Source organism: Halopolyspora algeriensis (assembly GCF_003337235.1).
In the GTDB taxonomy this organism is placed as follows: domain Bacteria; phylum Actinomycetota; class Actinomycetes; order Mycobacteriales; family Pseudonocardiaceae; genus Haloactinomyces; species Haloactinomyces algeriensis.
In genome coordinates this window covers 124,336-145,454 of record NZ_QPJC01000012.1, presented here as the reverse complement: position 1 = coordinate 145,454, position 21,119 = coordinate 124,336, and the positions used below count along the sequence as shown (strand labels likewise).

Here is a 21,119-nt window from a genome sequence, read left to right as displayed (position 1 = left end):
CGACCCTCGAGGGGCTCGCAAGGGGTACCGAGGAGTGCTCCGGTGTGTGAGTGCTCGTGGAATCAGAGCACGTCCAGGCCGAGGCCGCTGGTCACGCCGTCGACCGTGCCGCCGACGTTGCCGACCAGGCCGGCGTTGGCCTCGGCGTCGCCGCCGTAGGTCTGGACGTCACCCGCGCCGGTCACGCCGCCGACGACGCCACCCACGGCGCCGGTGACGTTGCCCACAACGTCCTCCACGGCCACGTTGGCGACGCCGCCCACGACGTTGTTGACACCGACGGCGTCGACCGTGCTGCTCACGGAGTTGACGGTGTTGTTGACGGTGTCACCCACGGAGTCGACGGTGTTGCCCACGCCGGCGAGGGAGTTGTCGCTGAGCACGTCGTGCACGCTGACCACGTTGTGCGAGTCGGTGTGCTCGACGCTGTGGTTGACCTCGACGTTGTTGCCGGCCTCGGCGTTGCCGCCGCCGTTGTTGCCGTTGTCGGCCGGCATCTGCTCGTCGGCGTCGCCGTTGGAGGAGGTGTCCTGGGAGTTCTGCAGCATGCTTGGTTCCGTCGCTTCCTGATGCTCGTGTTCTTGTGCGGGATGCAGTTGGTTGATCGCGACGTGCTGAGTGCTCGCGGCGAACGTGTCGACGCTGCTCTGCAGCGAACGACCGTACTCCTGCACGACCTCGGCCGGTGCGTAGTCGAGTACCAGCGACGCGCCCTGGAGCACGTCTGTCGCGGTCATGTCTCCGAGGCCGGCGCCGTCCAACGAGGCTCGAGGATCAGCCTCGAATGCCGACCGGGCCTGCGGGTTGCTGACGAGCTGCGTGAGGAACTCGTACAGCGTCGGCTGGTCGGCCTGGGCGGCTTGGGTCCCGGAGTTGGAAGTGGGGGCACCTGCCGAGGTCGAGTGCATCGACCCCGGATCCTGCTCCGATTGAGAATGCAGCATCGCTGATCTCCTCTGCGAACTCAGTGAGTTGGTGAAGCCGGGCGAGGGTGGTGCCGTTCCCCGTGCTCCCGATTACTCAAGCTACCGAGCGTTCGCGCCCCGTCCATCGGGAAGCACTCCTAGTCATTGAAACCTCTATTAGGGGATCATTCGTGTAACCCGTTAGGGGGTTGATAGGGGTATCCCACGTCCTTGTGTAACCAAGCTCGCGCTAAGTTGGGTGCCTGCATCTGTGCTCGATCAGGTGAACCGGAAGGGGTGACATGCCTTACGTCCTGGGAATTCACCTGGGGGCCACTGCGACGTCGGCCGCGGTCGTTCGGCGTGACGAGAACCAGGCTGTACCGGCTTCCCCGTTCCCGCTGGGCAGTGCGGCACCCGCCGTTCCCACCATGCTGTGCAAGGTGCAGGACGGCTCGTTCGTGGCCGGGGAGGTCGCCCAACGGCAGGAGCCGGCTCACCACGAGTGGGTGGTGCGGTCCTTCACTCGACAGGTGGGGGACGACTGCCCGCTGCTGGTGGGCAGCGAGTTCGTCACCGCGCACCGCCTCGCCGCGGTCATGATCGAATGGGTGGCCGACCAGGTCGCACACCGCCAGGGTGCTCCCCCGGATCACATCGCCGTCGCGCACCACGCTGCCTGGGGCCCGCATCGCACCCATCTCGTGTACCGGGAGCTGGCCCAGCTCGGCCTGAACGAGGTGACCCTGCTTCCCGAGTCGGTGGCGGTCGGGCTGGACTACGCGAGCCGGACACGGGTGGAGGAGAACGACACGATCGCCGTCGCCAATATCGGCGGCAGCGGCTGCGATGCCACGGTGCTGCGCAAATCGCAGGACGGCGAGCTCCCCGGCTTCGAAGTGCTCGGTTCCCCGCTGGACTCCGAACATCCGAGCGGTCAGGCACTCGACGACGAGGTCCTCGGGTACCTCCGCAAGGAGCTCGGTGAGTCCTCGCCCGCACTCGACCCCGCCGATCCGCGCGATCGGGTGGCCGCGTTCCAGTTGCGCGCCGAGTGCATCCGAGGCAGGGAAGCCCTGTCGCACCAGCCCGGGATCGCGCTGCGGGTGGAGTTGCCGCAGGTCCGTACACAGGTGGCGCTCTCCCGAGCGAAGTACGAACAACTCGCCCGTAACCACCTCGAATACGTGCCCGACCTGCTCCAGCAGGCCGTGCAGTCCGCGCCGATCGGCTCGACCGAACCCGGCGCGCTCGTGCTGGCGGGTGGTACGGCCAGGACCCCGCTGGTGCAGCAGCTCGTTTCCCGGCGCTTCGAGCAGCAGGCGCAAGTGGACGGTGCTCCCGAGTTGGTGGCCGCGAGGGGAGCGGCCTGTGCCGCACGCACCGTGCTCCTGCCCGGACGCAGCCGGCCCGTGGCGGCCGAGGAGACGAGCCTGCTGATGCGTGTGGAGCACGACCCCGAGAGCCTGCCGATCGTCGAGGAGGAGAGCGAAGCGCCGGAGCGCCCCGAGGTGCCGCGTCCGCCGGTCGAGATCGAACCGTTGTCCCTCGAACCCCCTGAGACCAACCGCACATTCAAGATCATCAAACTGGTCCTGGCCGCGGCGCTGATCATCTTCGGGCTTGTCCTGACCTATATGCAGGGTTGGGGTGGGCCGCAGCAACCGAGTCTGGGCATTCTGTCGCGATAACCGGAGACCACCGACCAGCACCGCCGCATCGAACGAACACTGCTCACCGATTGGGACGGCCAGTGAATCACCCGACAGTCGCACCTCCCGCCCCCGGCACGGCTGTGTCCGCAACAGCGTTGCGCCGGCTGGTCGCCACGGATCCGGCAGCACCGGTCATCGCCGGAGTCCAGGGGGCGGGCGGCTACGGTAAGACGACACTGCTCGGCGAGCTGGCCCGGATCTACCGGGACGCGGGGATCACGGTGTGCGACTCCACGTCGATACCGGTCGACCCTTCCGGTGCGGCCGTGCTCGTCGATGATGCCCACCGGCTCGACGAGGCGACGTTGCACGCGCTTCGGGAACTCGCGCAGAACACCTCCGCGCGGTTGATCGTCACCTACCGCCCGTGGCCGCGCCCGACCGCGCTGGCCGCACTCGTCGGCGCACTCGGGCAGCACACCCGCCCGATCCTGCTGGATGGGCTGAGCAGACAGGAGATCGTCGAGCAGGCCGAGACCGCACTCGGAGACCGGGCCACCTCGGAACTGGTGGAATATCTGCACTCGTGGACCGCAGGCGTTCCCCGGTTGGTCTCCCGGTTGTTGAGCACGGGCAATCCCGCAGGGCTCGGTCCGGACGGGAAGCCCGGCACGCCCCGTGCCGCATTCGACCTGTTTCACCACGATCTGGACCAGTTCGACGAGCCCGTGCGGGACTGCCTGACCGCCATGGCCGTCGGTGCCGCTCCGCATCCCGCGCTGCTCGCCTCGACCCTCGGTGTCACATCGACGGCCGTTGCCGAGGCGATGCCGGCGATACGCGCGAGCGGGCTGGTGGACGCCCACGACGGTCTGCTGCCGGTGGCGCGGGAGGCGGTGCTCGCGCTGACCCCGTGGGAGCAGCGGTTCGACATGCTGCGGCAGTTGGTCCACATCCAGCTCGATCGGGGCGGCCCGGTGCTCGAGTTGGTCCGGCCGCTGCTGAACGCGGAGCTCGCACCGCTGCCGGAACCCGCGCTGGCGACGGCGTTCGAGAAGGCGGGTGACGAAGCGTGGCCGGACTCGCCGAAGCTGGCGGTGCGGCTGTTCGATGCCGCCGTGTCGGCGGGGGCCACGGTGACGTCGGTGTCCGCTCGGCGTGCTCGCGCGGCCGCGGCGGCCGGGAATCTCGACGAGGCCCTCCGCACCGCCGACCGGGTGATCGTGGACGACACCACCGACGACCGCGCTCTCGGCATCCAGGTTGCCGCGACCGTGCTGGCCCACCGTGGGCAGCTCGCGCGCTCCACGGAGCTGTGCCGGTGGTCGATGGAGCATGTCCGCTGGTCCGGTGATGCCGCCTTCGCCGTGGTCGGACTGCTCGGGACCGGGAGACCGGAGGAAGCGGGGCAGCTGCTGCGCTCGTCCGCCGACACCGGCCCGCCGACAACACTGTCCGGTACGGCCACGCAGCTCGCCGAGGGGATGTACGAATCGGTCGGCGGTTCGGCCGCGGCTGCGCTGTCCACACTGGTCCGCTCGGCCTCGCTGGCGGAACCGGTCGGGCCTGCGGTGCTCCTGCCCGACACGCCCGCCGCTGTGGCCGCCGTGGTGGCCTTGCACTGTGGAGAGTTCGACGTCGCCGAGTCGATGACCGACCGCGCGATCGAGTCCGGAATCGGTGGACCGTTGCTGCGGTCCCGGCATCGCCTGCTCTCGGCGTGGGTCCCGCTGCTGCGGGGAGACACCATGGCGGCGCGCACCAAGCTGGCCGACGTGTACCAGGAGGTGGATGCCCTCGCCACGAGAGACCGCCTCACGGCGATCGCGATCGAGGCGGGGATCGCCAACCGGGACAACGACATGGCTGCGCTGGCCGACGTGCGCGGCCGCGCCCGCAAGATCGTCGCCGAACATCCCGTGGACCTGTTCACCCTGTTGCCGCTCGGTGAGCTCGTGAGCGCCGCTGCGCGATTGCGCGACCGGGAGTGGCTGGCGCCGTATCTGCGGCAGGCGCAGGATCTGCTCACCGGGCTGGACACGCCGCCACTGTGGAGTGCCATGCTGCACTGGAAGTGCCTGCAGGCGGCGATCGTGATGGAGCAGCCGGAGCAGGCACGGGAGCACGCCGGCACTCTGGAGGGCATGGCCCAGCACAACTCGCTGTCCGCGGCGATGGCCGATGGTGCGCGTGTGTGGCTGGAGATCCTGGCCGGGGAGATCGATCAGGACACCACCGAGCGCACTGCTCGTGCCCTGCACGCGGTGGGTCTGCCCTGGGACGGCGCCAATCTGGCCGGGCAGGCCGCGGTCCGCACGACCGATCGACGGGTGATGCTGGCGTTGCTGGAGTGCGCGCGATCCCTGCAGGGCAAGGCTCCGCGGCCGCAGAAGCACCCCGCAGGCGATCGGAACGGTCACGCGGCCGATGCCGGCGGGATGGGCCTGCTCAGTGGCCGGGAGAAGGAAGTCGCCGAACTGGTCCTGGCCGGATACACCTACAAGCAGGTCGGCAAGCGGCTGTTCATTTCCGCCAAGACCGTCGAGCACCACATCGGACGGATCAAGCAGCGTCTCGGCTGCACCACCCGCGAGGAGCTACTGACCCAACTCCGCACGCTCCTCGGCTGACGGAGGCTCCCGCTGCGCCTGCGTCGCCCCGCAGCCCTCAGCTGCGCAGCGCCAGACTCGCACGGATCGACCCGATGATCTCGAACAGCACCTCCTGGAAGCGCCCTCCGGCGGCGTACAGGTTCAGGAACCCGTGCATCAGGTCCGGGAATCGCCGGGCGGCCACCGGCACTCCCGCCTGGCGGAGGCGGCGCACGTACTCCTCTCCCTCGTCGCGCAGCGGATCGAAACCGGCGGTGACCACGTAGGCCGGTGGGAGATCGCTCAGGTCCTCGGCCAGCAGTACGGACAGGCGCGGGTCGCCACGCAGATCCGGGTCCGGCTGGTAGTGGTCCATGAACCAGTCCATGTCCGTGTCGGTGAGCAGGAATCCCTCGCCGAACAGTTCCCGCGAGCGGCGCCGCACACTGGCGTCGACGGCCGGGTACAGCAGGGCCTGCAACACGGGCTTCTTCGTGCCGGACGCGGTCGCATGCTGGGCGACCGCCGCCGCGAGATTACCGCCGGCGCTGTCGCCGCCCACGAGCAGCGAATCCGGCGTGCTCCCGAGCTCCTCGGCGTGGTCGAGGGCGTAGCGGTACCCGTCGATGGCGTCGTCGACCGCTGCGGGGAAGGGATGTTCGGGGGCGAGCCGGTAATCCACGGACAGCACCCGGATACCGATGTGCTCGGCCAGCATCCGGCACAGCCCGTCGTGGCTGTCGAGGTCGCCGATGACCCACCCACCACCGTGGTAGAAGACCATCAGCTCGCTCGGCTCGGTCAGCGTTTCCGGCCGGTACAGGCGCGCGTCGAGGCCGCCGCTCGCCGTGGGAATGCGCTCGGACCTCGCCTCCACCTCGGCCACGGGTGCGTTGCCGATGATCTCCGCCGCCTCACGCATGCCCGCCCGCGCCTTCTCCGCGGTGTCGGCCGACAGTTGGGTGCGGCCGGCCAGCGCCTGCAGCCGGAGCAGGGCCTGAGCCTCGAGCGCCAGTTCCTGCCCGTCGATCCGGATCGGTTCGCCCGCGATCCGGCGCAATACCGGGCGCGGCAGGGTGAGCACCCGGCGGAGTGCGGCTCCTTGCACACGCGTCTGCAGGTGCGACGGGATCAGATCGAGGGGTTTGGACACGGTGAACCTCCCGGTGAAATAGTGCTGATCAGACGCTACCCGTAAGTAGCTTGTGATACGAGACATGTGCCCGTGATTGACCTCGAGTTCACGTGAACTCGTAACGTGGCGTGTGCGTACGCCTGGTCGAGCACCACACGAATCGGCAAGGGCGACGAAAAGCGGGTGATATCACAGAAGGGATCATGGCGATGACGGTGACCGTGGTGGGGATCGGTGGGTCGGTGCGTTCCGATTCGCAGTCCGAGCGTGCCCTGCACGCGGTACTCGCGGGTGCGCGCGACGCCGGCGCCAAGGTCCACGCGATCACCGGCAGCAGCCTGGTCCTGCCTTTCTTCGACCCGACGGTCACCGAGCGCACGGACAGTGCGCACGAACTCGTGGAGGCGCTTCGTGCCGCGGACGGTGTCGTGATCTCGTCTCCCGGCTACCACGGCACCTTCTCGGGGTTGATCAAGAACGCTCTGGACTATGTCGAGGACCTTCGCCAGGACGATCGGCCGTACCTCGACGGCCGGGCCGTGGGGTGCGTCGGCACCGCCTATGGCTGGCAGGCCACGGTGACCACTCTGCAACAGCTGCGTTCGGTGGTGCACGCGCTGCGCGGCTGGCCGACCCCGCTGGGAGCCGCGGTCAACTCGGCCGAGACCAGGCTCGGACCCGACGGTGACGTTCCGGACCCGAAGGTGAGCTCGACCCTGCACACGATCGGTCAGCAGGTGGTGGACTTCGCGCTCCGGCAACCGTGAGTTCCTGCCGGTCACACGCGAGTGAATATCCGGCCGGATCACGGGTACCCACTCGGAAGAGCACGCGTGAACCGAGGCGTGCTTGTCGAATCCGAGGAGGTACGACGATGGTCGAGAAGGACCCGATCACCAGCCCGCTGAACAACTCCGAGCGCGACATCACGGGCAAGGCACTGCAGGGCACCTTGGTCGACCTCGTGGATCTGCATCTGGTCGCCAAACAGGCTCACTGGAACGTCGTGGGCAGTCACTTCCGCGAAGTCCACCTGCATCTCGACGAACTCGTCGACAGCGCCAGGGGCTTCGCCGACGACGTGGCCGAGCGGGCCGCCACGATCGGTATCTCACCGGACGCCCGAGCCGCGACGGTCGCCGAGAACTCCGGTGTACCGAAGGTGGATGCGGGGTGGAAGAACGACCGCGAGGTCGTCGAGTTCGTCGCGGAGGCATTGAGCAAGGTGATCGGCCGCTTGCGGCCACGCGTCGACGAGACGGGTAAGACCGACGCGGTCACGCAGGACCTGCTGATCTCGATCGCTGCGAAGCTGGAGGAAACCCACTGGATGTGGCAGGCGAAGCTCGTCGAGTCCTGAAGCGACCGGGTTCCTGCCCGATTCCGCCACCCCTGGGGACGGGTAGCTGGTGGCGGCTTTGCGTGAAACCGCCACCAGCTGCTGCATCCGGGACCTCTCTCGAAGTGCGACACGCCCCGGGGAGGTCCCGGATGCTCGCCCGACCGGGCCATCTCCCTGCTGAGTCGAGTCAGCGCCGAGCGGCCCGCTCGTACTGACGCGGCCACAGCGAACCCCCGCTCGGGGATCCTCTGCGCAACCGATCGGCGGCATGCAGCGGCCAGTGCGGGTTGCGCAGCAGCTCGCGGGCGAGCAGGACCGCATCCGCGGATCCGGAGGAGATGATCTCCTCGGCCTGCTCGGCAGAGGTGATCAACCCGACCGCTCCGGTGGGCACACCCGCCTCGGCGCGCACCCGACGCGCGAAGCGCACCTGGTAGCCGGAGCCGACCGGGATGTCGGCGTACGGGACGGCCCCTCCGGTGGAAGCGTCGACCAGGTCGATCCCGCGCTCGGCCAGCAGGCGTGCCAACCGCACCGAGTCGTCCCCGGTCCATCCGCCCTCCACCCAGTCGGTGGCCGAGATGCGCGCGAACAGCGGCCGCTCCTGCGGCCACACCGCGCGCACGGCGTCGGTGATCTCCAGCAGGAGCCGCACCCGGCTGTCGAAGTCGCCGCCATAGCGATCGGTCCGGTCGTTGACCAGCGGGGAGTAGAACTGGTGAGCGAGGTAACCGTGCGCGAAGTGGAGTTCGATCACGTCGAACCCCGCTTCCTCGGCCCGGCGCGCGGCCTGCGCGAACTGCTCGGGCAGCGCGGCGACTTCCTGCTCACCGAGCGCCCGCGGAGCGGCGAGGTCGCCGAAGGCCGTGTCGGTCGAGCTGACGGTCCGCCAACCTCCCTCCGAGTCGGAAATGCTGCCGCCGCCCTCCCACGGCGCCTGCACGGACGCCTTGCGTCCGGCATGCGCGAGCTGGATACCGGCCGCCGAGCCGTGGTCGTGCAGGAAGCGGGTGATCCGCTGCCAGGCCGCGGTCTGCTCGTCGTTCCACAGGCCGGTGTCGGCAGGGCTGATCCGACCCGGGGGCGCCACAGCCGTGGCTTCGGTGAAGACCAGGCCGGCACCGCCGGTGGCGAACTGACCGAGGTGCACCAGATGCCAGTCGTCGGGCACACCGTCGGTAGCCGAGTACTGGCACATGGGCGAGACCCAGGCCCGGTTGCGGATGTCGATATCGCGGAACTTGACGGGTTCGAACAGGTGGCTCACGTCCCGTGGCAACCACGGGAGACGGACGCGGTATTCCGGCGCGCCGGGCTGTGCGCACTGCGGCCCGCTGCTGACGAGCTGCGCATCGGTGAGATCGAAAACCCGGTGAGCCGCGCCGGTCGCGGTCTCCGTGCCGCAGAGCCGATCTCCTGCTCACCGGAGAGCACCGGCGTACTCTCGGCTACCTCGACGGGGGTCCGCGGGCCCAACCGGTTCCTCTCCACGGAAAAATCGGGATGCCGTGATGAGCGTCGATGTCGAGGTGGCCGCCTCGCTCGCGCGGAGTGAGCTCTCGGGTCTTCCGCACGAGCTGCTCGATCGTGTTCTCGGACGCTCCGTCGATTTCCACGTCCGGGCAGGCGGGGCACTGGTGACCACCGGCCGGACCGACGTCTTCTGCTACCTCCTGGTCAGCGGACTGATCCGCAGCTACCTGATCTCCTCTGCCGGGAGGCAGGTGACGCTGCGCTACTCCCGGCCGGGCTCCCTGCTCGGTGTCGCGACACTGTTCGCCTCCGGCACCGCGCCTGCCGGTCTGCAAGCGGTCACCGACGCCCGGGTACTGTCTCTGAACCCGGAGACGCTGCGGGCGCTGGCACGCAGTGATGTGCGGGTCAGCCATGCCCTGCTGACCGAACTCAGCGACCGGGCCATCACCTACATGAACGCGATCGGCGATGCGGTGTTCTCCTCCCTGCACGACCGCGTGCTCAGTCACCTGTGCGACATCGCCACCTTCGGACAGCGGGACTCGGAGCTGTCGGCCCGGATCAGTCAACAGGAACTCGCCGACCAGGTCGGCACCGTACGCGAGGTCGTGGTGCGCATCCTGCGGGAGCTGCGGTCGGCGGGGCTGGTCCGCACCGAGCGGGACCGCATCGTGCTCCTGGACTCCGCGCGGGAGCACGCCCAGGGCAGTGGCACCGATCGGCGTATCGGGCTCGACTGGAACCGAAGTTCCTGACAGGGCGCCTTGCGCTGCTCGATTCTCGCGGTACGGAGTTCCGACACGACGTGAGGAGACCGTCATGGCCAGGAAGGTCGCGGACTGCCGCAAGCTGCCGAGCGAGATGAACTGCACGCTGACGATCACCGGTGAGGAGGAGGAAGTGGTCCGCGCGGCGGCCGAGCACGCGGCCTCGGTGCACGGCCACGTCGACAGCCCGGAAATGCGTGCGGAGATCCGCAGGAGTCTCGAGGACGAGATCGCCGCATCACCCACGGCCTGACCGGCAACGGTACGACACAAGGAGCACAGAACATGCGATTCGTGCAGTTGATCGAATATCACACCGAGCAGGCCGACGAGGCCGACCGGATCATGGACGAGTGGGCTGCGGCCACCAACGGCAAGCGGACCGCGACTCGGATCATGGTCACCGCCGACAGGGACGATCCCGGAGGCTACGTCGAGATCGTCGAGTTCCCCTCGTACGAGGAGGCCATGCGCAACTCCGAGCTGCCCGAGACCAACGAGATCGCACGCAAGATGCGGCGGATCTGCGACGGGGAACCCCGGTTCCACAACCTGGATGTCCGGCGCGAGGAAGCTTTGTAGCAGGAGCCTGCAGGGCCGAGTGAACGGGTCCTGCGGAGTCGCCGGACCCGTTCCGACCGTCAGGACATCCCGACGGCGCGACGAGCGAAGTGGATCTCCGTGGCGACTTGATCGAGCGTCTCGGCGATCACCAACGAGCCGTGCCCGGCGTCGTAGCGGTAGAACTCGAACGGCATTTCCCGCTGCTGCAGCCGGTCCAGGTAGTTCAGGATCTGGCGGATCGGGCAGCGCGGATCGTTGTCGCCCGCCAGCACCAGCAGCGGCGCGCGTACCTGGTCGACGTAGGTGATCGGCGAGCACTTCCGATAGACCTCGGGCACCTGTTCCGGTGCTCCGCCGAACATGGCGCGGTCGAAGGCACGCAGTGGTTCCATCTCGTCGGCATAGGCCGACACGTAGTCGGCGACCGGTACGCCCGCGACACCACCGGCCCACCGATCCGGCTGCGTGCCCAGTGCCAGCAGCGTCAGGTAGCCCCCCCACGAAGCACCCGCCACCACGCTGAGGGCCGGAGTGGTCAGACCCTGCTCGATCGCCCAGTCCTGTACGTGCGCGACGTCGGCCAGTTCGGTCAGGCCGGGGCGGCCCTCGATCGCGTCCCGCCACTGCGAGCCGTAGCCCGTCGATCCCCGGTAGTTGACCTCCACCACGGCAAAACCCGCATCCAGCCATGCCGCGCGATAGGAGGAGAAGCGGTCCTCGTCGGCGGCGTGCGGGCCACCGTGCAGGTTGAACACCGTCGGAAGCGGGCCGTGGCCCGCGTCGGCGGGTCGCGCGATCAGGGCGTGCACGGTGTCGTTCGGCCCGTGGGGCACCTCGATGAAGGCATCGTCGACCGGCAACGATTCGGGGGCACGGTTCTCCCCCGGAGTGAGCAGTACGCGGTCGTCACCGCGCGGGGACAGGGTGCGCACGAGACCGGGCTCGGCCGCCGACGACCACGAGTACTCCACGGCGTGATCCGGCCGGACCGAGGCGGTGCCGACGGTACCGACCGGCGTCGACAACGCGGTCACGGTGCCGGAGTCGAGGTCGTAGCGATGCATCGTGGTCCGCGCCCGATGGGTGTGGGTGATCAGCAGTGCTCGCCCGTCCGGGTACCAGTCGGCATCGACCTCACCCGGTAGACCCAGGTCGAGTTCGGTTTCGGTGTCGGTCTCGACATCCCAGATCAACGGTTCTTCCCGCCCGCGACGTTCATGCAGGACCAGCAACCGTGGATCTCCCGCTATCGGCGCGAAGTCCAGCGCGGCCAGCCCCTTGCCCGGGCCGTCCCACTTCTCGACGACCGTGGACCCGTCCGCCACGCGCAGCACCCGCAGCGCGGGGTGCCTGCTGTCGCCGTGCTCGGAATGCGCGATCACCAGCAGGCTCTCGTCCCGGGAAAGCGTGGCCAGTCCGCCGTCCTGCTCGTGCTGGTAGACGACCTCCGGAGTGCCGCCGTCGCGCGCGACCCACACGGTCACACCGTCGTCGGTGGACATGCCCGCCGCGATCACCCGAGCACCCAGCTCCAGCCCTGCCGGGTACCCGGGGTGAGTGCCGGGCAGGGCCTGCTCGGGGCGCGTGTCGTGCGCGCCGAACGGCTCGCTGACCCAGCTTCCGAACTCGTCACCGTCGGTGTCGTCGAACCACCAGACCCGCTCGCCGTCGGCGGGCAGGGTGCCGTGGAACGTGCCGTTCGGACGATCGGTGACCTGCCGATGGGTGCCGGTGGAGCGATCCCACGCGTAGAGCTCCCAGGTGCCGCTGACGTTCGACACGTACAGGCTGCGTTGTGGTGCGTCGCGTGCCCAGTCCGGTACCGACACCCGCGGGGCGCTGAAACGTGCCCGCCAGCGTGCTTCCTTCTCCGGATCGTCGAACAGCGTCTTCGGGACCGTCGCGCTGGGATAGGTGCTCACGAGTACCGATCCTGCCCGATCCCGGGAGCCGGAGCGAGCACGGGGTGATTCAAGGGCCTGGCCACAACCCTGCTGAGGCTGTGGCCAGGCCCTTTCCTGTCGGGGTGGCGGGATTTGAACCCACGACCTCCTCGACCCGAACGAGGCGCGCTCCCAAACTGCGCTACACCCCGGAGCAAAGACGGTGTATCGGGTGCTTGCTCACCGTCGCGGCAAAGTCTATCGGACGTTCGTGTCCGTCCCGAAACGGGGCCCACCGACTGCGTCCGCATGCTGCTGTGGCGCTTCCTGCGAGCGCGGAACCAGCGTCAACAGGGTTGCCTCCGGCGGGCAGGCGAACCGGAAGGGGGCGTACGGCGAGGTCCCCAGCCCGGCCGAGACGTGCAACCGCATGTGATGCCCCCACGTCGAGGCGCCACGCGCTCGCGAGCGATCCAGCTCGCAGTTGGTGACGATCGCACCGTAGCCCGGTACGCGCAGCTGGCCGCCGTGCGTGTGGCCGGCCATGACCAGGTCGTATCCGTCCTCGGCGAATGCGTCCAGAACCCGTGGCTCGGGCGAGTGCGTCACCCCGAGGCCGAGTTGGGCGCCCTCGGGAACGGCACCCGCGATCCGCGAATAGCGATCGCGTTTGAGGTGCGGGTCGTCCACCCCCGCGGCGTGCACGGTGATTCCGGACACCGTGAGCTCGTGGCGCTGATGGGTGAGGTCCTGCCAGCCGCGCTCGGTCATCGCCGCACGGAGATCGCCCCACGGCAGCCGAGCGCCGCGGATGCGCTTCATCCGGGCGGAGGGCAGCAGGTAGCGGGCGGGATTCTTCGGTTTCGGTGCGTAGTAGTCGTTGCTGCCGAAGACGAACACTCCGGGCCGGTCCAGCAGCGGGCCCAGGGCACGCAGCACGGCCGGTACTGCCTGCGGGTGGGCGAGATTGTCGCCGGTGTTGACGACCAGGTCGGGTTCGAGCTCGTCGAGGGCGGCCACCCAGCGCTGCTTCGAGCGCTGGTTCGGCGTCATGTGCAGGTCCGAGATGTGCAACACCCGCAGCTCGCGACTGCTTTCGCCGAGCACCGGCAGCGTGGCGCGCCGCAACGTCCAGTGCCTGCGCTCGACCCCGGCCGAGTAGGCGAGTGTGGCGGCGCCGAATGCACCGGTGGCAAGCAGGGTCCGACCGAGCGTGTTCACACCGTCCACTCTACGGTGATTCGCGGGGCAGGCACTGTCTCCCCCGAGATCGACCTCGCGTGGAGCACCGGCGGTGACGGGCGGGATAATCGAGCCATGGCCGAACTGAAGGAAAAGCTGCGGGCGGACCTGACCGCGGCGATCAAGGAACGCGATACCGTCGCCACCGGCGTTCTGCGGATGGCGCTGTCCGCCGTCGGTACGGAGGAAGTCGCAGGCAAGCAGGCGCGGGAACTCACCGACGAGGAAGTGCAGCGCGTCCTGTCCAAGGAGGCCAAGAAACGCGAGGAGTCGGCGGCCGCGTTCGACACCGCGGGCCGTCCGGAGCAGGCCGCGGCCGAGCGGTCGGAGGGCGAGGTCTTGCGCCGCTACCTTCCCGCCCAGCTCGGCGAGGAGGAACTGGGCGAGCTCGTACGGGCGGCGGTGTCCGAGGTCGCAGCCGATCTCGGCGAGCAGCCCGGTCCGAAGCAGATGGGGCAGGTCATGAAGGTCGCGAACGCGAAGGTGGCCGGCCGCGCCGAGGGCGGTCGGGTCGCGGCGGCGGTCAAGGCCGAACTCGCGGGCTGAGAACCTGCCTCGGACCTGCGCATCCTGCCCACGCTGATCACGTGAGCGAAAGAGCGGGTTCGAAGCCGGGTGCTGAGCGATACGGTTTAGCGCGATGGGTCAGCGCTCGGCGCGGTCACGGCGCCAGTAAGCCAGCGCGTACACCCGCCGACGCTGCCACCCCAGTACATCCTGGAAGTGTGCGCGCAGCTCGCGAACCGTGTCGGATTCCGCACCGATCCACACGTGCGGGTGCGTCCCGAGCTCGGCTGTGCGGACGGCTTCGGTGAGCAGGCTCGACCGGCCTGCCGGTATCCCGTCACGGTGCAGCCAGGTCCACTCGACATCGGCGACGGTGGCGATCTCCTGCTGCTCTTCGCCGTCGGCGATCTCGACGAACACGCGCACGGGTGTGGCACGGGGAAGTTGCTCCACGATCGCCGAGATGGCGGGCAGGGCGGTCTCGTCACCCGCGAGGACCAGTGGGTTCGCTTCCGGACTCGGTTGGTACGACGGGCTCGGGCCGACCGTGACGATCCGGTCGCCGGGCCGTACGTTCGCCGCCCAGCTCGCCCCCGGACCGATGTGGTCGTGCAGTACCAGGTCGACCATCAGCTCCCGGCGATGCGCGTCGACATGGCGGACCGTGTAGGTGCGCTGGCGTGGCTGCTGTTCGCGAGGGAGCGCGAACACTTCCGCGCGGGTCCGGCCCAGCGGGGCCGGGCGACCCGGTTCCGGCAGGCACAGCTTGATCCGCTGGTCGGTTCCCTTGTCGGTGAAGTCCGCCAATTCCTCACCGCCCAGGGTCACTCGCACCATGCGCGGGGTGATCCGCTCGACGGCGCGGACATCCAGCAGTCGGTACCGGGCCTGCACGCTTCGCGTGCCGGAATGCGTGCTCGTCACAGCAGTCGAGTGTAGGCAAGCAGTGCAGGCAGGCGCTGTCTGCCGCTCTCGGGCCGGTAGCCGCCCTCACCCGCCGGGTGTGGGCGATGTGGACGGGGACGGAGCCGGGGACTGCCCACTCGGAGGCTTCCGGGACGTGTCCTGCGGCGGCCGGGCCTGCTCGGGTGACGGTTTCCTCGTGTGGGTCTGCGGCGGCGGGATGTAGCCGGTACTCACCGAGATCGTGATGGCCTTGCCCTGAGGGACGGAACCGCGCGGGCTCTGGCTGATCACGAGTCCCCGGGAGCGCGAGCTGCTCACCGACTGCCTGTTGATCTTGTATCCGGCGTCGCGCAGCTTCTTCGTCGCCTGCTTGGCGTTCATACCGACGACGTTGGGGACCTCCGAGTCGGAACCGCCGTCGGCGTAGCGCGGTGTCACGGGGGGCAGCGGGACGGTCGGCAGCCCCTCGTGGACGGGTTTCATCGCGCCCATCCAGGTGTGTGCGGGGATCGTGCCGCCGTAGATGTTGCCGCCGCCGCACAACCGCGGGGGGTTGCCGAGACAGATGCCCTGCTGTCCGGGCCCGTGGGCGAAGGTCAGCACCGATCCGGCGAGGTGCGCGGTCGCACCGATGAACGCGGCGGACTCGTAGCTTTCGGTCGTTCCGGTCTTGGCCGCCACCTTCCGGGTCCAGTCCGCGTCCTTGGCCGCGGCGACGGCGGTGCCGTCGGTGGTGTCCTTGCTCATGCCGACGAACAGGGCGTTGGCCAGTTCCTCGTCCACGGCCTGCTCGCACGGTGACTCCGTGATCGAGACCGGGTTGCCGTGCCGGTCAACGATGCTCTTGATCGGCGTGGGTGGGCACCACACCCCGCCACTGCTGATCGTGGCGGAGACGTTGGCCAGTTCCAGCGGGCTGGTCGGCGTGAACCCGAGCGTGAACGGGCCGAAGTTGTTCTGCTTGATCGTCTCGGCCTGGGAGAGCTCGTCTCCGGCCGGACTCAGCGGCTGGCCGCCGAAGTCGCTGCGGAGCAGGGTCTTGCGCATCCCCAGGCGCGCGGCCATGTCCACCGTGTTGTCGAGACCGACCCGTTCCTGCAGGGCGACGAACGCCGTGTTCGGGGAGGTGGCCAGGGCCATCTGCAGTGTCCGGGGCCCGGCATCGACGCCCTCGGCGTTGCTCACCGTGTACGGGTCTCTGCCGTTCGTGTACACCCGTGAGGTGTAGCTGGCCGGGGAGGGGATGACGTTGTTGATCCCCATCCCCTCCTCCAGGGCCGCGGCGGCGACGAACGTCTTGTACACCGACCCCGCACCCTGGGGAATCATCGAGCTCGGCCAGGCGTAGGCGGTCTCGCCCTTGCTCTTGTCGAAACCGAAGTTCCGGTTGGTCACCAGCGCCCGGACCGCGTGTTTCTTCGTGCCCGGTTCGACCACCGTCATCACATTGGTGATGCCTTCGCTCTCCTTGGGTGGGACCTGCTCCTGCGCTGATTTGTGCGCTGCTGCCGTGATCTTCTGGTCCAGCGTGGTGCGGATGGTGTAACCACCGCGCTCGAGCTGCTCCCTGGAGAAGCCGGCCCGTTCCAGGTACTCGATCACGTACTTGCAGAAGAACCCGTTCTCGGGACCCGCACCGACACAGCCGTTCGGCAGGCTGTTGAGCGGCTGCACGATGCCCAGCGGCGCTTCCCGCGCCTTCTGCGCCGCCTCCGGGGTGATCCGCTGCTGGCGGGCCATGGCGTCGATGACGAGGTTGCGCCGGAACAGCGCGTCCTCGGGATGGGTCACCGGGTTCAGCGCGCCGGGCTTGTTGACGATCCCGGCCAGGAGCGCGGCCTGGGGGATCGTGAGCTTGTCGGGCGTGGTTTCGAAGTACGTCCGCGCGGCGGCGGCCACCCCGTAGGTCCGGCTGCCGAACGGCACCACGTTGAGGTAGCGGGTGAGGATCTCCTCCTTGCTCAGCCGCTTCTCCAGTTGCAGGGCGATGCGGATCTCGCGCAGCTTGCGCGCGATGGTCTGTTCCGTGGCTTCGGCCTGCTCGACCGGGTTGTCCGCGGCGGCCACGTGCACCAGGTAGTTCTTCACGTACTGCTGGGTGATCGTCGAGGCGCCCTGGGTGATCTTCCCCGCGAACTGGTTGCTGAGAGCGGCCCGCACGGTGCCCGGCCAATCCACACCCTCGTGCTCGAAGAACCGCTGGTCCTCGATCGCCACCATCGCGGCCTTCATCGTGTCGGCGATCTGGTCGGAGGTGACAGGCGTGCGGTTCTGCTTGAACAGGTACGCGATGGGGTTGCCCGCTCGGTCCGTGACCGTGGTCACCAACGGCGCCTGCTCGGTCACGAGCTTCGCGGAGAGGTTGCTCACGGTGTCGCCGGCGCGGTTGGAGATGACGCCGAGTGCCCCCGCGGCGGGGAAAAGCAAGCCTGCCACCAGGACTCCGGCCAGCACGCACAGACCGAACAACTTCAGCAGGCCATCCCGGACTCGCACAGGACCAACCCTAGGACGGAGCGGGGAGGCGCCAGGCCTTCACGGACGAAGAAACCCCCGATGGGATGAGTGTGAGCCGGCCAACGCACGAATGGCGGTTGGCGATGGAACCGGACATCTCTACAGTGCGTCCACGTTCGGCGACAGTCGGGAACCATCTCCCCGTATCGGGTGGTTCCGGCGTCCGGTGCCGGGGGCTCCGGACGGAGAAGGTCGCCGACGATCCAGGAAGGAGCTGGGGGAACGTGAGGTCCGATCAGGGGGATTGGCGAGTTCGTGCCGCTTGCCGTGACGAGAGCCCGGACCGGTTGTTCGTGCGGGGTGCCGAGCAGCGCAAGGCGCGCATGGTCTGCTTCGGTTGCCAGGTCCGTACGGAATGCCTGGCCGAGGCGCTCGACAAGGGGATCGAGTTCGGTGTGTGGGGCGGTATGACGGAACGGGAGCGGCGTGCTCTGCTGCGCAGGCGTCCCGGTGTCCGCAACTGGCGTGCCCTGCTGGAAGCGGCCCGCCGGGAATCCGTTCGGCCGGACGGGTACCGGGTGGGCTGAGCGCTCCGCCGTGACAAGGCCGTTTGCGCGGCCTTTCAGGCTTGCCCCAGTCGATGACCGATCTCCCGCAACCCTTCCATGTCGTGCACGTCGGAGGACAGTGCCGGGACGTCGACGAGGGGCACCTCGGGGTGGGCGCGGGTGAAGCGGGCCAGCAGCCGCTTCTCCCGCTCGGCCACCGCCACCCGGTCGGCGTGCAGCCGCAGCACCGCTGCGGCCAGCGGGGAGGAGCCCGCCGCTTCGAGTTCCTCGGCTGCCGACAGGGCCCGCGCCGCGGGGAGGTCGGCCAGCACCGGGTGGGTGCGGTTGGCGATCAGCCCGGCCAGCGGGATGGAATCCCCGGCGAGGCGTTCGACGAAGTGGGACGCCTCGCGCAGGGAGTCCGGTTCCGGTGCGGCCACCACCAGAAACGACGTGTTCGGGGAGCGCAGCAGGCGGTAGGTGTAGTCGGCGCGTTCCCGGAAACCGCCGAAGGTGGAATCGAAGGCCTGCACGAACGCCGAGGCGTCGGCCAGCAACTGGCCACCGATGATCGTGGAGACGACCTTGGAGAACATCCCGAAGCCCGCCCCGACGATCTTGCGCAGCCCCTTCCCGCCTGCCCGCGCGGGGCTGGAGAGCATCCGGATCAGGCGGCCGTCGAGCACCGTGGACAGCCGTTGCGGAGCATCGAGGAAGTCCAGGGCCGACCGGCTCGGTGGGGTGTCCACGATGATCAGGTCCCAGACGTCCTCGGCGGCGAGCTGCCCGAGACGTTCCATCGCCATGTACTCCTGCGTGCCGGAGAACGACGTGGAGATCGTCTGGTAGAAGGGGTTGTCCAGGATCTGCTGCGCGCGCTCCCGCCCGGCGTGTGCGAGCACCATGTCGTCGAACGTCCGGCGCATGTCCAGCATCATCGCGCTGAGGTCGGCTCCGGGGTCCGTGCCGTCCAGCTCCACCGGCCGCGGCTGGTTGTCCAGCTCGCGCAAGCCCAGTGCCTGGGCCAGCCGCCTGGCGGGGTCGATGGTCAGCACCACGGTCTTGCGTCCGCGCTCGGCGGCACGGATCGCGAGTGCGGCGGCCGTGGTGGTCTTGCCCACGCCGCCCGAACCGCAGCACACGACGATCCGGTTGGCGGGGTCGTCCAGGAATCCGTCGACGTCCAGGGGATCGGGACGCGCGGCAGGCTCGGTCATCGTGCACCTCCGATCCCGTGTGCGGTGAGTTCTTCGGCGAGTTCGTAGAGGGCGGCCACGTCGATACCGCCGGTGAACTCGGACAGCGCGATCGAGGGCAGGTCCGTGGCGGCCAGCCGCTTGCGTGCCTCGTCCTCGGCGCGAGCGCGGGTCGCGTGCTCCACGGTCTCGGCGACCAGGCCGTCGAGCACTCCGGCATCCCGGTCCAGGCCGGCTGCCTCCAGTCCGGCGCGGATGCGGGAGGCATCGACGCGCCCGCCTGCGGCCGCGGTGATCGATCGCGTGGGCAGCCGTGGTGGCCGGACCCGGTTGAGCAGGATCGCTCCGGGGCGCAGGTCGGCCGCGTCGAGCTCCTCGACGGTCTCCAGCGCTTCCCGCACCGGGAGCTCTTCGAGCAGGGTGACCAGGTGCACGACGCTGTCGCCGGAATGCAGCAGCCGCACGACCCCTTCGCTCTGGGTGCGGATCGGCCCGACCTTGGCCAGGTCCGCCATGGCCTTGGTCACGTCGAGGAACTTGACCACCCTGCCGGTCGGCGGCGCGTCGACCACGACAGCGTCGTAGACGTGGCGGCCACGGTCGTCGGTGCGCCCGACGCACTCCTTGATCTTGCCGGTGAACAGGACATCGCGCAGCCCCGGAGCCAGGGTGGTCGCGAACTCGATCGCACCCATCCGGTGCAGTGTGCGACCGGCGAAGCCGAGGTTGTAGAACATGTCCAGGTACTCGAGCAGGGCCGGTTCCGCGTCGATGGCCAGCGCTCGCAGTTCCCCGCCGCCGGGTGCCGCCGCGAGCCATTCCTCGGAGTAGGGCAGCGGTGCGGTGTCGAAGAGCTGGGCGATGCCCTGCCTGCCCTCCACCTCGACCAGCAGCACCCTGCGTCCTCCGGTCGCCAGCGCAAGTGCCAGCGCGGCGGCGGCCGTGGTCTTTCCCACCCCGCCCTTGCCGCTGACCCAGTGCAGCCGGGCACGATTCGGTTCCCCGTCCCAGTCAGAGATGGTCACGCACTCAGCGTAAGTGTGTGACGGCTGTCGTGTCTGCCGAGCCGAGCCCGCGACCGCACAGGTTTTAGGGTGGCGGGCATGACCAAGTGGGAATACTCGACCGTGCCGCTGCTCAGCCACGCGACCAAGCAGATCCTCGACCAGTGGGGGGAGGACGGCTGGGAACTCGTCGCCGTCCTGCCCGGGCCGACCGGTGAGCAGATGGTCGCGTACATGAAGCGGCCGAAGGAATGACTGGCATGGGCACGTGGACGGAGCGGCTCACCCGGCTCGGGATCGAGCTGCCGGAGGTTGTCACACCGGTGGCGGCATACGCGCCCGCCGTGCGTACCGGTGCCCACGTGTACACGGCCGGACAGCTGCCGATCGTGGACGGGAAGCTGGCAGTCACCGGCAAGGTCGGTGATGCGGTGAGCCCGGAGGATGCTCAGCGCCACGCCCGCACCTGCACGCTCAATGCGTTGGCTGCTGTCCACGGCCTGGTCGGCGTGGACTCCATCGTGCGAGTGGTCAAGGTCGTCGGTTTCGTGGCTTCTGCGCCGGAATTTCACGGCCAGCCTGCCGTGATCAACGGCGCTTCCGAGTTGCTCGGTGAGGTCTTCGGCGAGGCCGGGCAGCACGCCCGTTCGGCGGTCGGTGTGGCCGAGTTGCCGATGGGGGCGCCGGTCGAGGTGGAGATGATCGTCGAGGTCGCCTGAGTGCCTGGTTCGGCGGCCCGCCGAGGTCGCCGTTTTCGGGTGTCCGTGGCGGTGCCACCCGGCTTGTGGCCGGGTGGCACCGCACGCCGCCACGGTGGGATCTTTTCGTGGTCGGTGCCGAAGTAGTGGGAATTTTTCTTGCGGTAGCACGCACCATGTGTAGCGATCAGGAAGTACCCTGCTCCCATCTCCTGCTGAATTACGCCCGATCAGGTCAAATCG

Annotated in this window: 20 protein-coding genes and 1 tRNA gene; 11 read left to right on the top strand and 10 right to left on the bottom strand. The window is 68.9% G+C overall.

All coding sequences use genetic code 11. The features are described 5' to 3' along the window. Positions 1-62: 62 nt before the first annotated feature. Positions 63-944, bottom strand: a complete 882-nt coding sequence (locus DFQ14_RS21710; protein ID WP_141921411.1) for an IniB N-terminal domain-containing protein — start codon at positions 942-944, stop codon at positions 63-65. A 263-nt stretch (positions 945-1,207) separates the two neighbouring features. On the opposite strand from DFQ14_RS21710, the gene DFQ14_RS17350 reads away from it, so the two are divergent. Together DFQ14_RS17350 and DFQ14_RS22515 are read left to right on the top strand one after the other, a co-directional pair. Then, positions 1,208-2,596, top strand: a complete 1,389-nt coding sequence (locus DFQ14_RS17350) for an Hsp70 family protein (protein ID WP_114454349.1) — start codon at positions 1,208-1,210, stop codon at positions 2,594-2,596. 104 nt (positions 2,597-2,700) lie between these two features. Beyond that, positions 2,701-5,190, top strand: coding sequence for a helix-turn-helix transcriptional regulator (locus DFQ14_RS22515; RefSeq protein ID WP_276513335.1), 2,490 nt, complete (start codon positions 2,701-2,703; stop codon positions 5,188-5,190). A 37-nt stretch (positions 5,191-5,227) separates the two neighbouring features. Here DFQ14_RS22515 and DFQ14_RS17340 read toward each other — a convergent pair whose 3' ends face one another. Continuing rightward, positions 5,228-6,304, bottom strand: coding sequence for an alpha/beta hydrolase (locus DFQ14_RS17340; RefSeq protein WP_246195844.1), 1,077 nt, complete (start codon positions 6,302-6,304; stop codon positions 5,228-5,230). A 191-nt stretch (positions 6,305-6,495) separates the two neighbouring features. Here DFQ14_RS17340 and DFQ14_RS17335 point away from each other — a divergent pair, with 191 nt between their 5' ends. Together DFQ14_RS17335 and DFQ14_RS17330 are read left to right on the top strand one after the other, a co-directional pair. Further along, positions 6,496-7,053: an NADPH-dependent FMN reductase gene (locus tag DFQ14_RS17335; protein ID WP_114454390.1), complete on the top strand. Its 558-nt coding sequence runs from the start codon at positions 6,496-6,498 to the stop codon at positions 7,051-7,053. A gap of 107 nt (positions 7,054-7,160) precedes the next feature. After that, positions 7,161-7,646 carry a Dps family protein gene (locus tag DFQ14_RS17330; protein ID WP_114454346.1) on the top strand — a complete coding sequence of 162 codons (486 nt, stop codon included), beginning with the start codon at positions 7,161-7,163 and terminating at the stop codon, positions 7,644-7,646. Positions 7,647-7,815: 169 nt separating this feature from the next. On the opposite strand, the gene DFQ14_RS17325 is transcribed toward DFQ14_RS17330, so the two are convergent. Further along, entirely contained in the window at positions 7,816-8,895 is a 1,080-nt protein-coding gene (locus tag DFQ14_RS17325) for an NADH:flavin oxidoreductase/NADH oxidase (protein ID WP_114454345.1), read from the bottom strand. A gap of 244 nt (positions 8,896-9,139) precedes the next feature. Between DFQ14_RS17325 and DFQ14_RS17320 the strand changes: the two genes are divergently transcribed. The 3 genes from DFQ14_RS17320 (at position 9,140) to DFQ14_RS17310 (ending at position 10,453) form a co-directional block, all read left to right on the top strand. Then, on the top strand, positions 9,140-9,859 hold the full coding sequence (locus DFQ14_RS17320; protein ID WP_114454344.1) for a Crp/Fnr family transcriptional regulator: 720 nt from the start codon (positions 9,140-9,142) through the stop codon (positions 9,857-9,859). Between the two features lie 64 nt (positions 9,860-9,923). Continuing rightward, positions 9,924-10,124 (top strand): DUF1059 domain-containing protein, encoded by a 201-nt coding sequence (locus DFQ14_RS17315; protein ID WP_114454343.1) that lies wholly within the window; start codon positions 9,924-9,926, stop codon positions 10,122-10,124. A 32-nt stretch (positions 10,125-10,156) separates the two neighbouring features. Next, the gene (locus DFQ14_RS17310; protein WP_114454342.1) at positions 10,157-10,453 is read left to right on the top strand and encodes a hypothetical protein; all 297 of its coding nucleotides are present in this window, start codon (positions 10,157-10,159) and stop codon (positions 10,451-10,453) included. A gap of 59 nt (positions 10,454-10,512) precedes the next feature. Here the strand turns inward: DFQ14_RS17310 and DFQ14_RS17305 are convergent, their stop codons facing one another. The 3 genes from DFQ14_RS17305 to DFQ14_RS17295 all read right to left on the bottom strand — a co-directional run bounded on the left by DFQ14_RS17305 (position 10,513) and on the right by DFQ14_RS17295 (position 13,539). Further along, entirely contained in the window at positions 10,513-12,357 is a 1,845-nt protein-coding gene (locus DFQ14_RS17305) for a prolyl oligopeptidase family serine peptidase (RefSeq protein ID WP_114454341.1), read from the bottom strand. Positions 12,358-12,456: 99 nt separating this feature from the next. Then, positions 12,457-12,530 (bottom strand) — tRNA-Pro (locus DFQ14_RS17300). Positions 12,531-12,576: 46 nt separating this feature from the next. Beyond that, positions 12,577-13,539, bottom strand: coding sequence for a metallophosphoesterase (locus DFQ14_RS17295; RefSeq protein ID WP_114454389.1), 963 nt, complete (start codon positions 13,537-13,539; stop codon positions 12,577-12,579). A 96-nt stretch (positions 13,540-13,635) separates the two neighbouring features. Between DFQ14_RS17295 and DFQ14_RS17290 the strand changes: the two genes are divergently transcribed. Further along, positions 13,636-14,106, top strand: coding sequence for a GatB/YqeY domain-containing protein (locus DFQ14_RS17290; protein ID WP_114454340.1), 471 nt, complete (start codon positions 13,636-13,638; stop codon positions 14,104-14,106). A 99-nt stretch (positions 14,107-14,205) separates the two neighbouring features. On the opposite strand, the gene DFQ14_RS17285 is transcribed toward DFQ14_RS17290, so the two are convergent. Next, complete coding sequence (locus tag DFQ14_RS17285; protein ID WP_246195845.1) at positions 14,206-14,991, bottom strand: siderophore-interacting protein; 786 nt, start codon at positions 14,989-14,991, stop codon at positions 14,206-14,208. Positions 14,992-15,057: 66 nt separating this feature from the next. After that, on the bottom strand, positions 15,058-17,469 hold the full coding sequence (locus DFQ14_RS17280) for a penicillin-binding protein (RefSeq protein WP_114454338.1): 2,412 nt from the start codon (positions 17,467-17,469) through the stop codon (positions 15,058-15,060). Positions 17,470-17,714: 245 nt separating this feature from the next. Here DFQ14_RS17280 and DFQ14_RS17275 point away from each other — a divergent pair, with 245 nt between their 5' ends. Beyond that, positions 17,715-18,017, top strand: a complete 303-nt coding sequence (locus DFQ14_RS17275) for a WhiB family transcriptional regulator (RefSeq protein WP_114454337.1) — start codon at positions 17,715-17,717, stop codon at positions 18,015-18,017. Positions 18,018-18,052: 35 nt separating this feature from the next. Here DFQ14_RS17275 and bagB read toward each other — a convergent pair whose 3' ends face one another. Further along, positions 18,053-19,195: an ATPase BagB gene (gene bagB, locus DFQ14_RS17270; RefSeq protein ID WP_114454336.1), complete on the bottom strand. Its 1,143-nt coding sequence runs from the start codon at positions 19,193-19,195 to the stop codon at positions 18,053-18,055. Continuing rightward, positions 19,192-20,193, bottom strand: a complete 1,002-nt coding sequence (gene bagA / locus DFQ14_RS17265; protein WP_114454388.1) for an ATPase BagA — start codon at positions 20,191-20,193, stop codon at positions 19,192-19,194. The genes bagB and bagA overlap by 4 nt, the downstream gene beginning before the upstream one ends. Positions 20,194-20,277: 84 nt before the next feature. On the opposite strand from bagA, the gene DFQ14_RS17260 reads away from it, so the two are divergent. Beyond that, complete coding sequence (locus tag DFQ14_RS17260) at positions 20,278-20,433, top strand: Sp36 family protein (RefSeq protein WP_019855875.1); 156 nt, start codon at positions 20,278-20,280, stop codon at positions 20,431-20,433. Positions 20,434-20,438: 5 nt separating this feature from the next. Next, positions 20,439-20,897: a RidA family protein gene (locus DFQ14_RS17255; protein ID WP_114454334.1), complete on the top strand. Its 459-nt coding sequence runs from the start codon at positions 20,439-20,441 to the stop codon at positions 20,895-20,897. Positions 20,898-21,119: the final 222 nt, after the last annotated feature.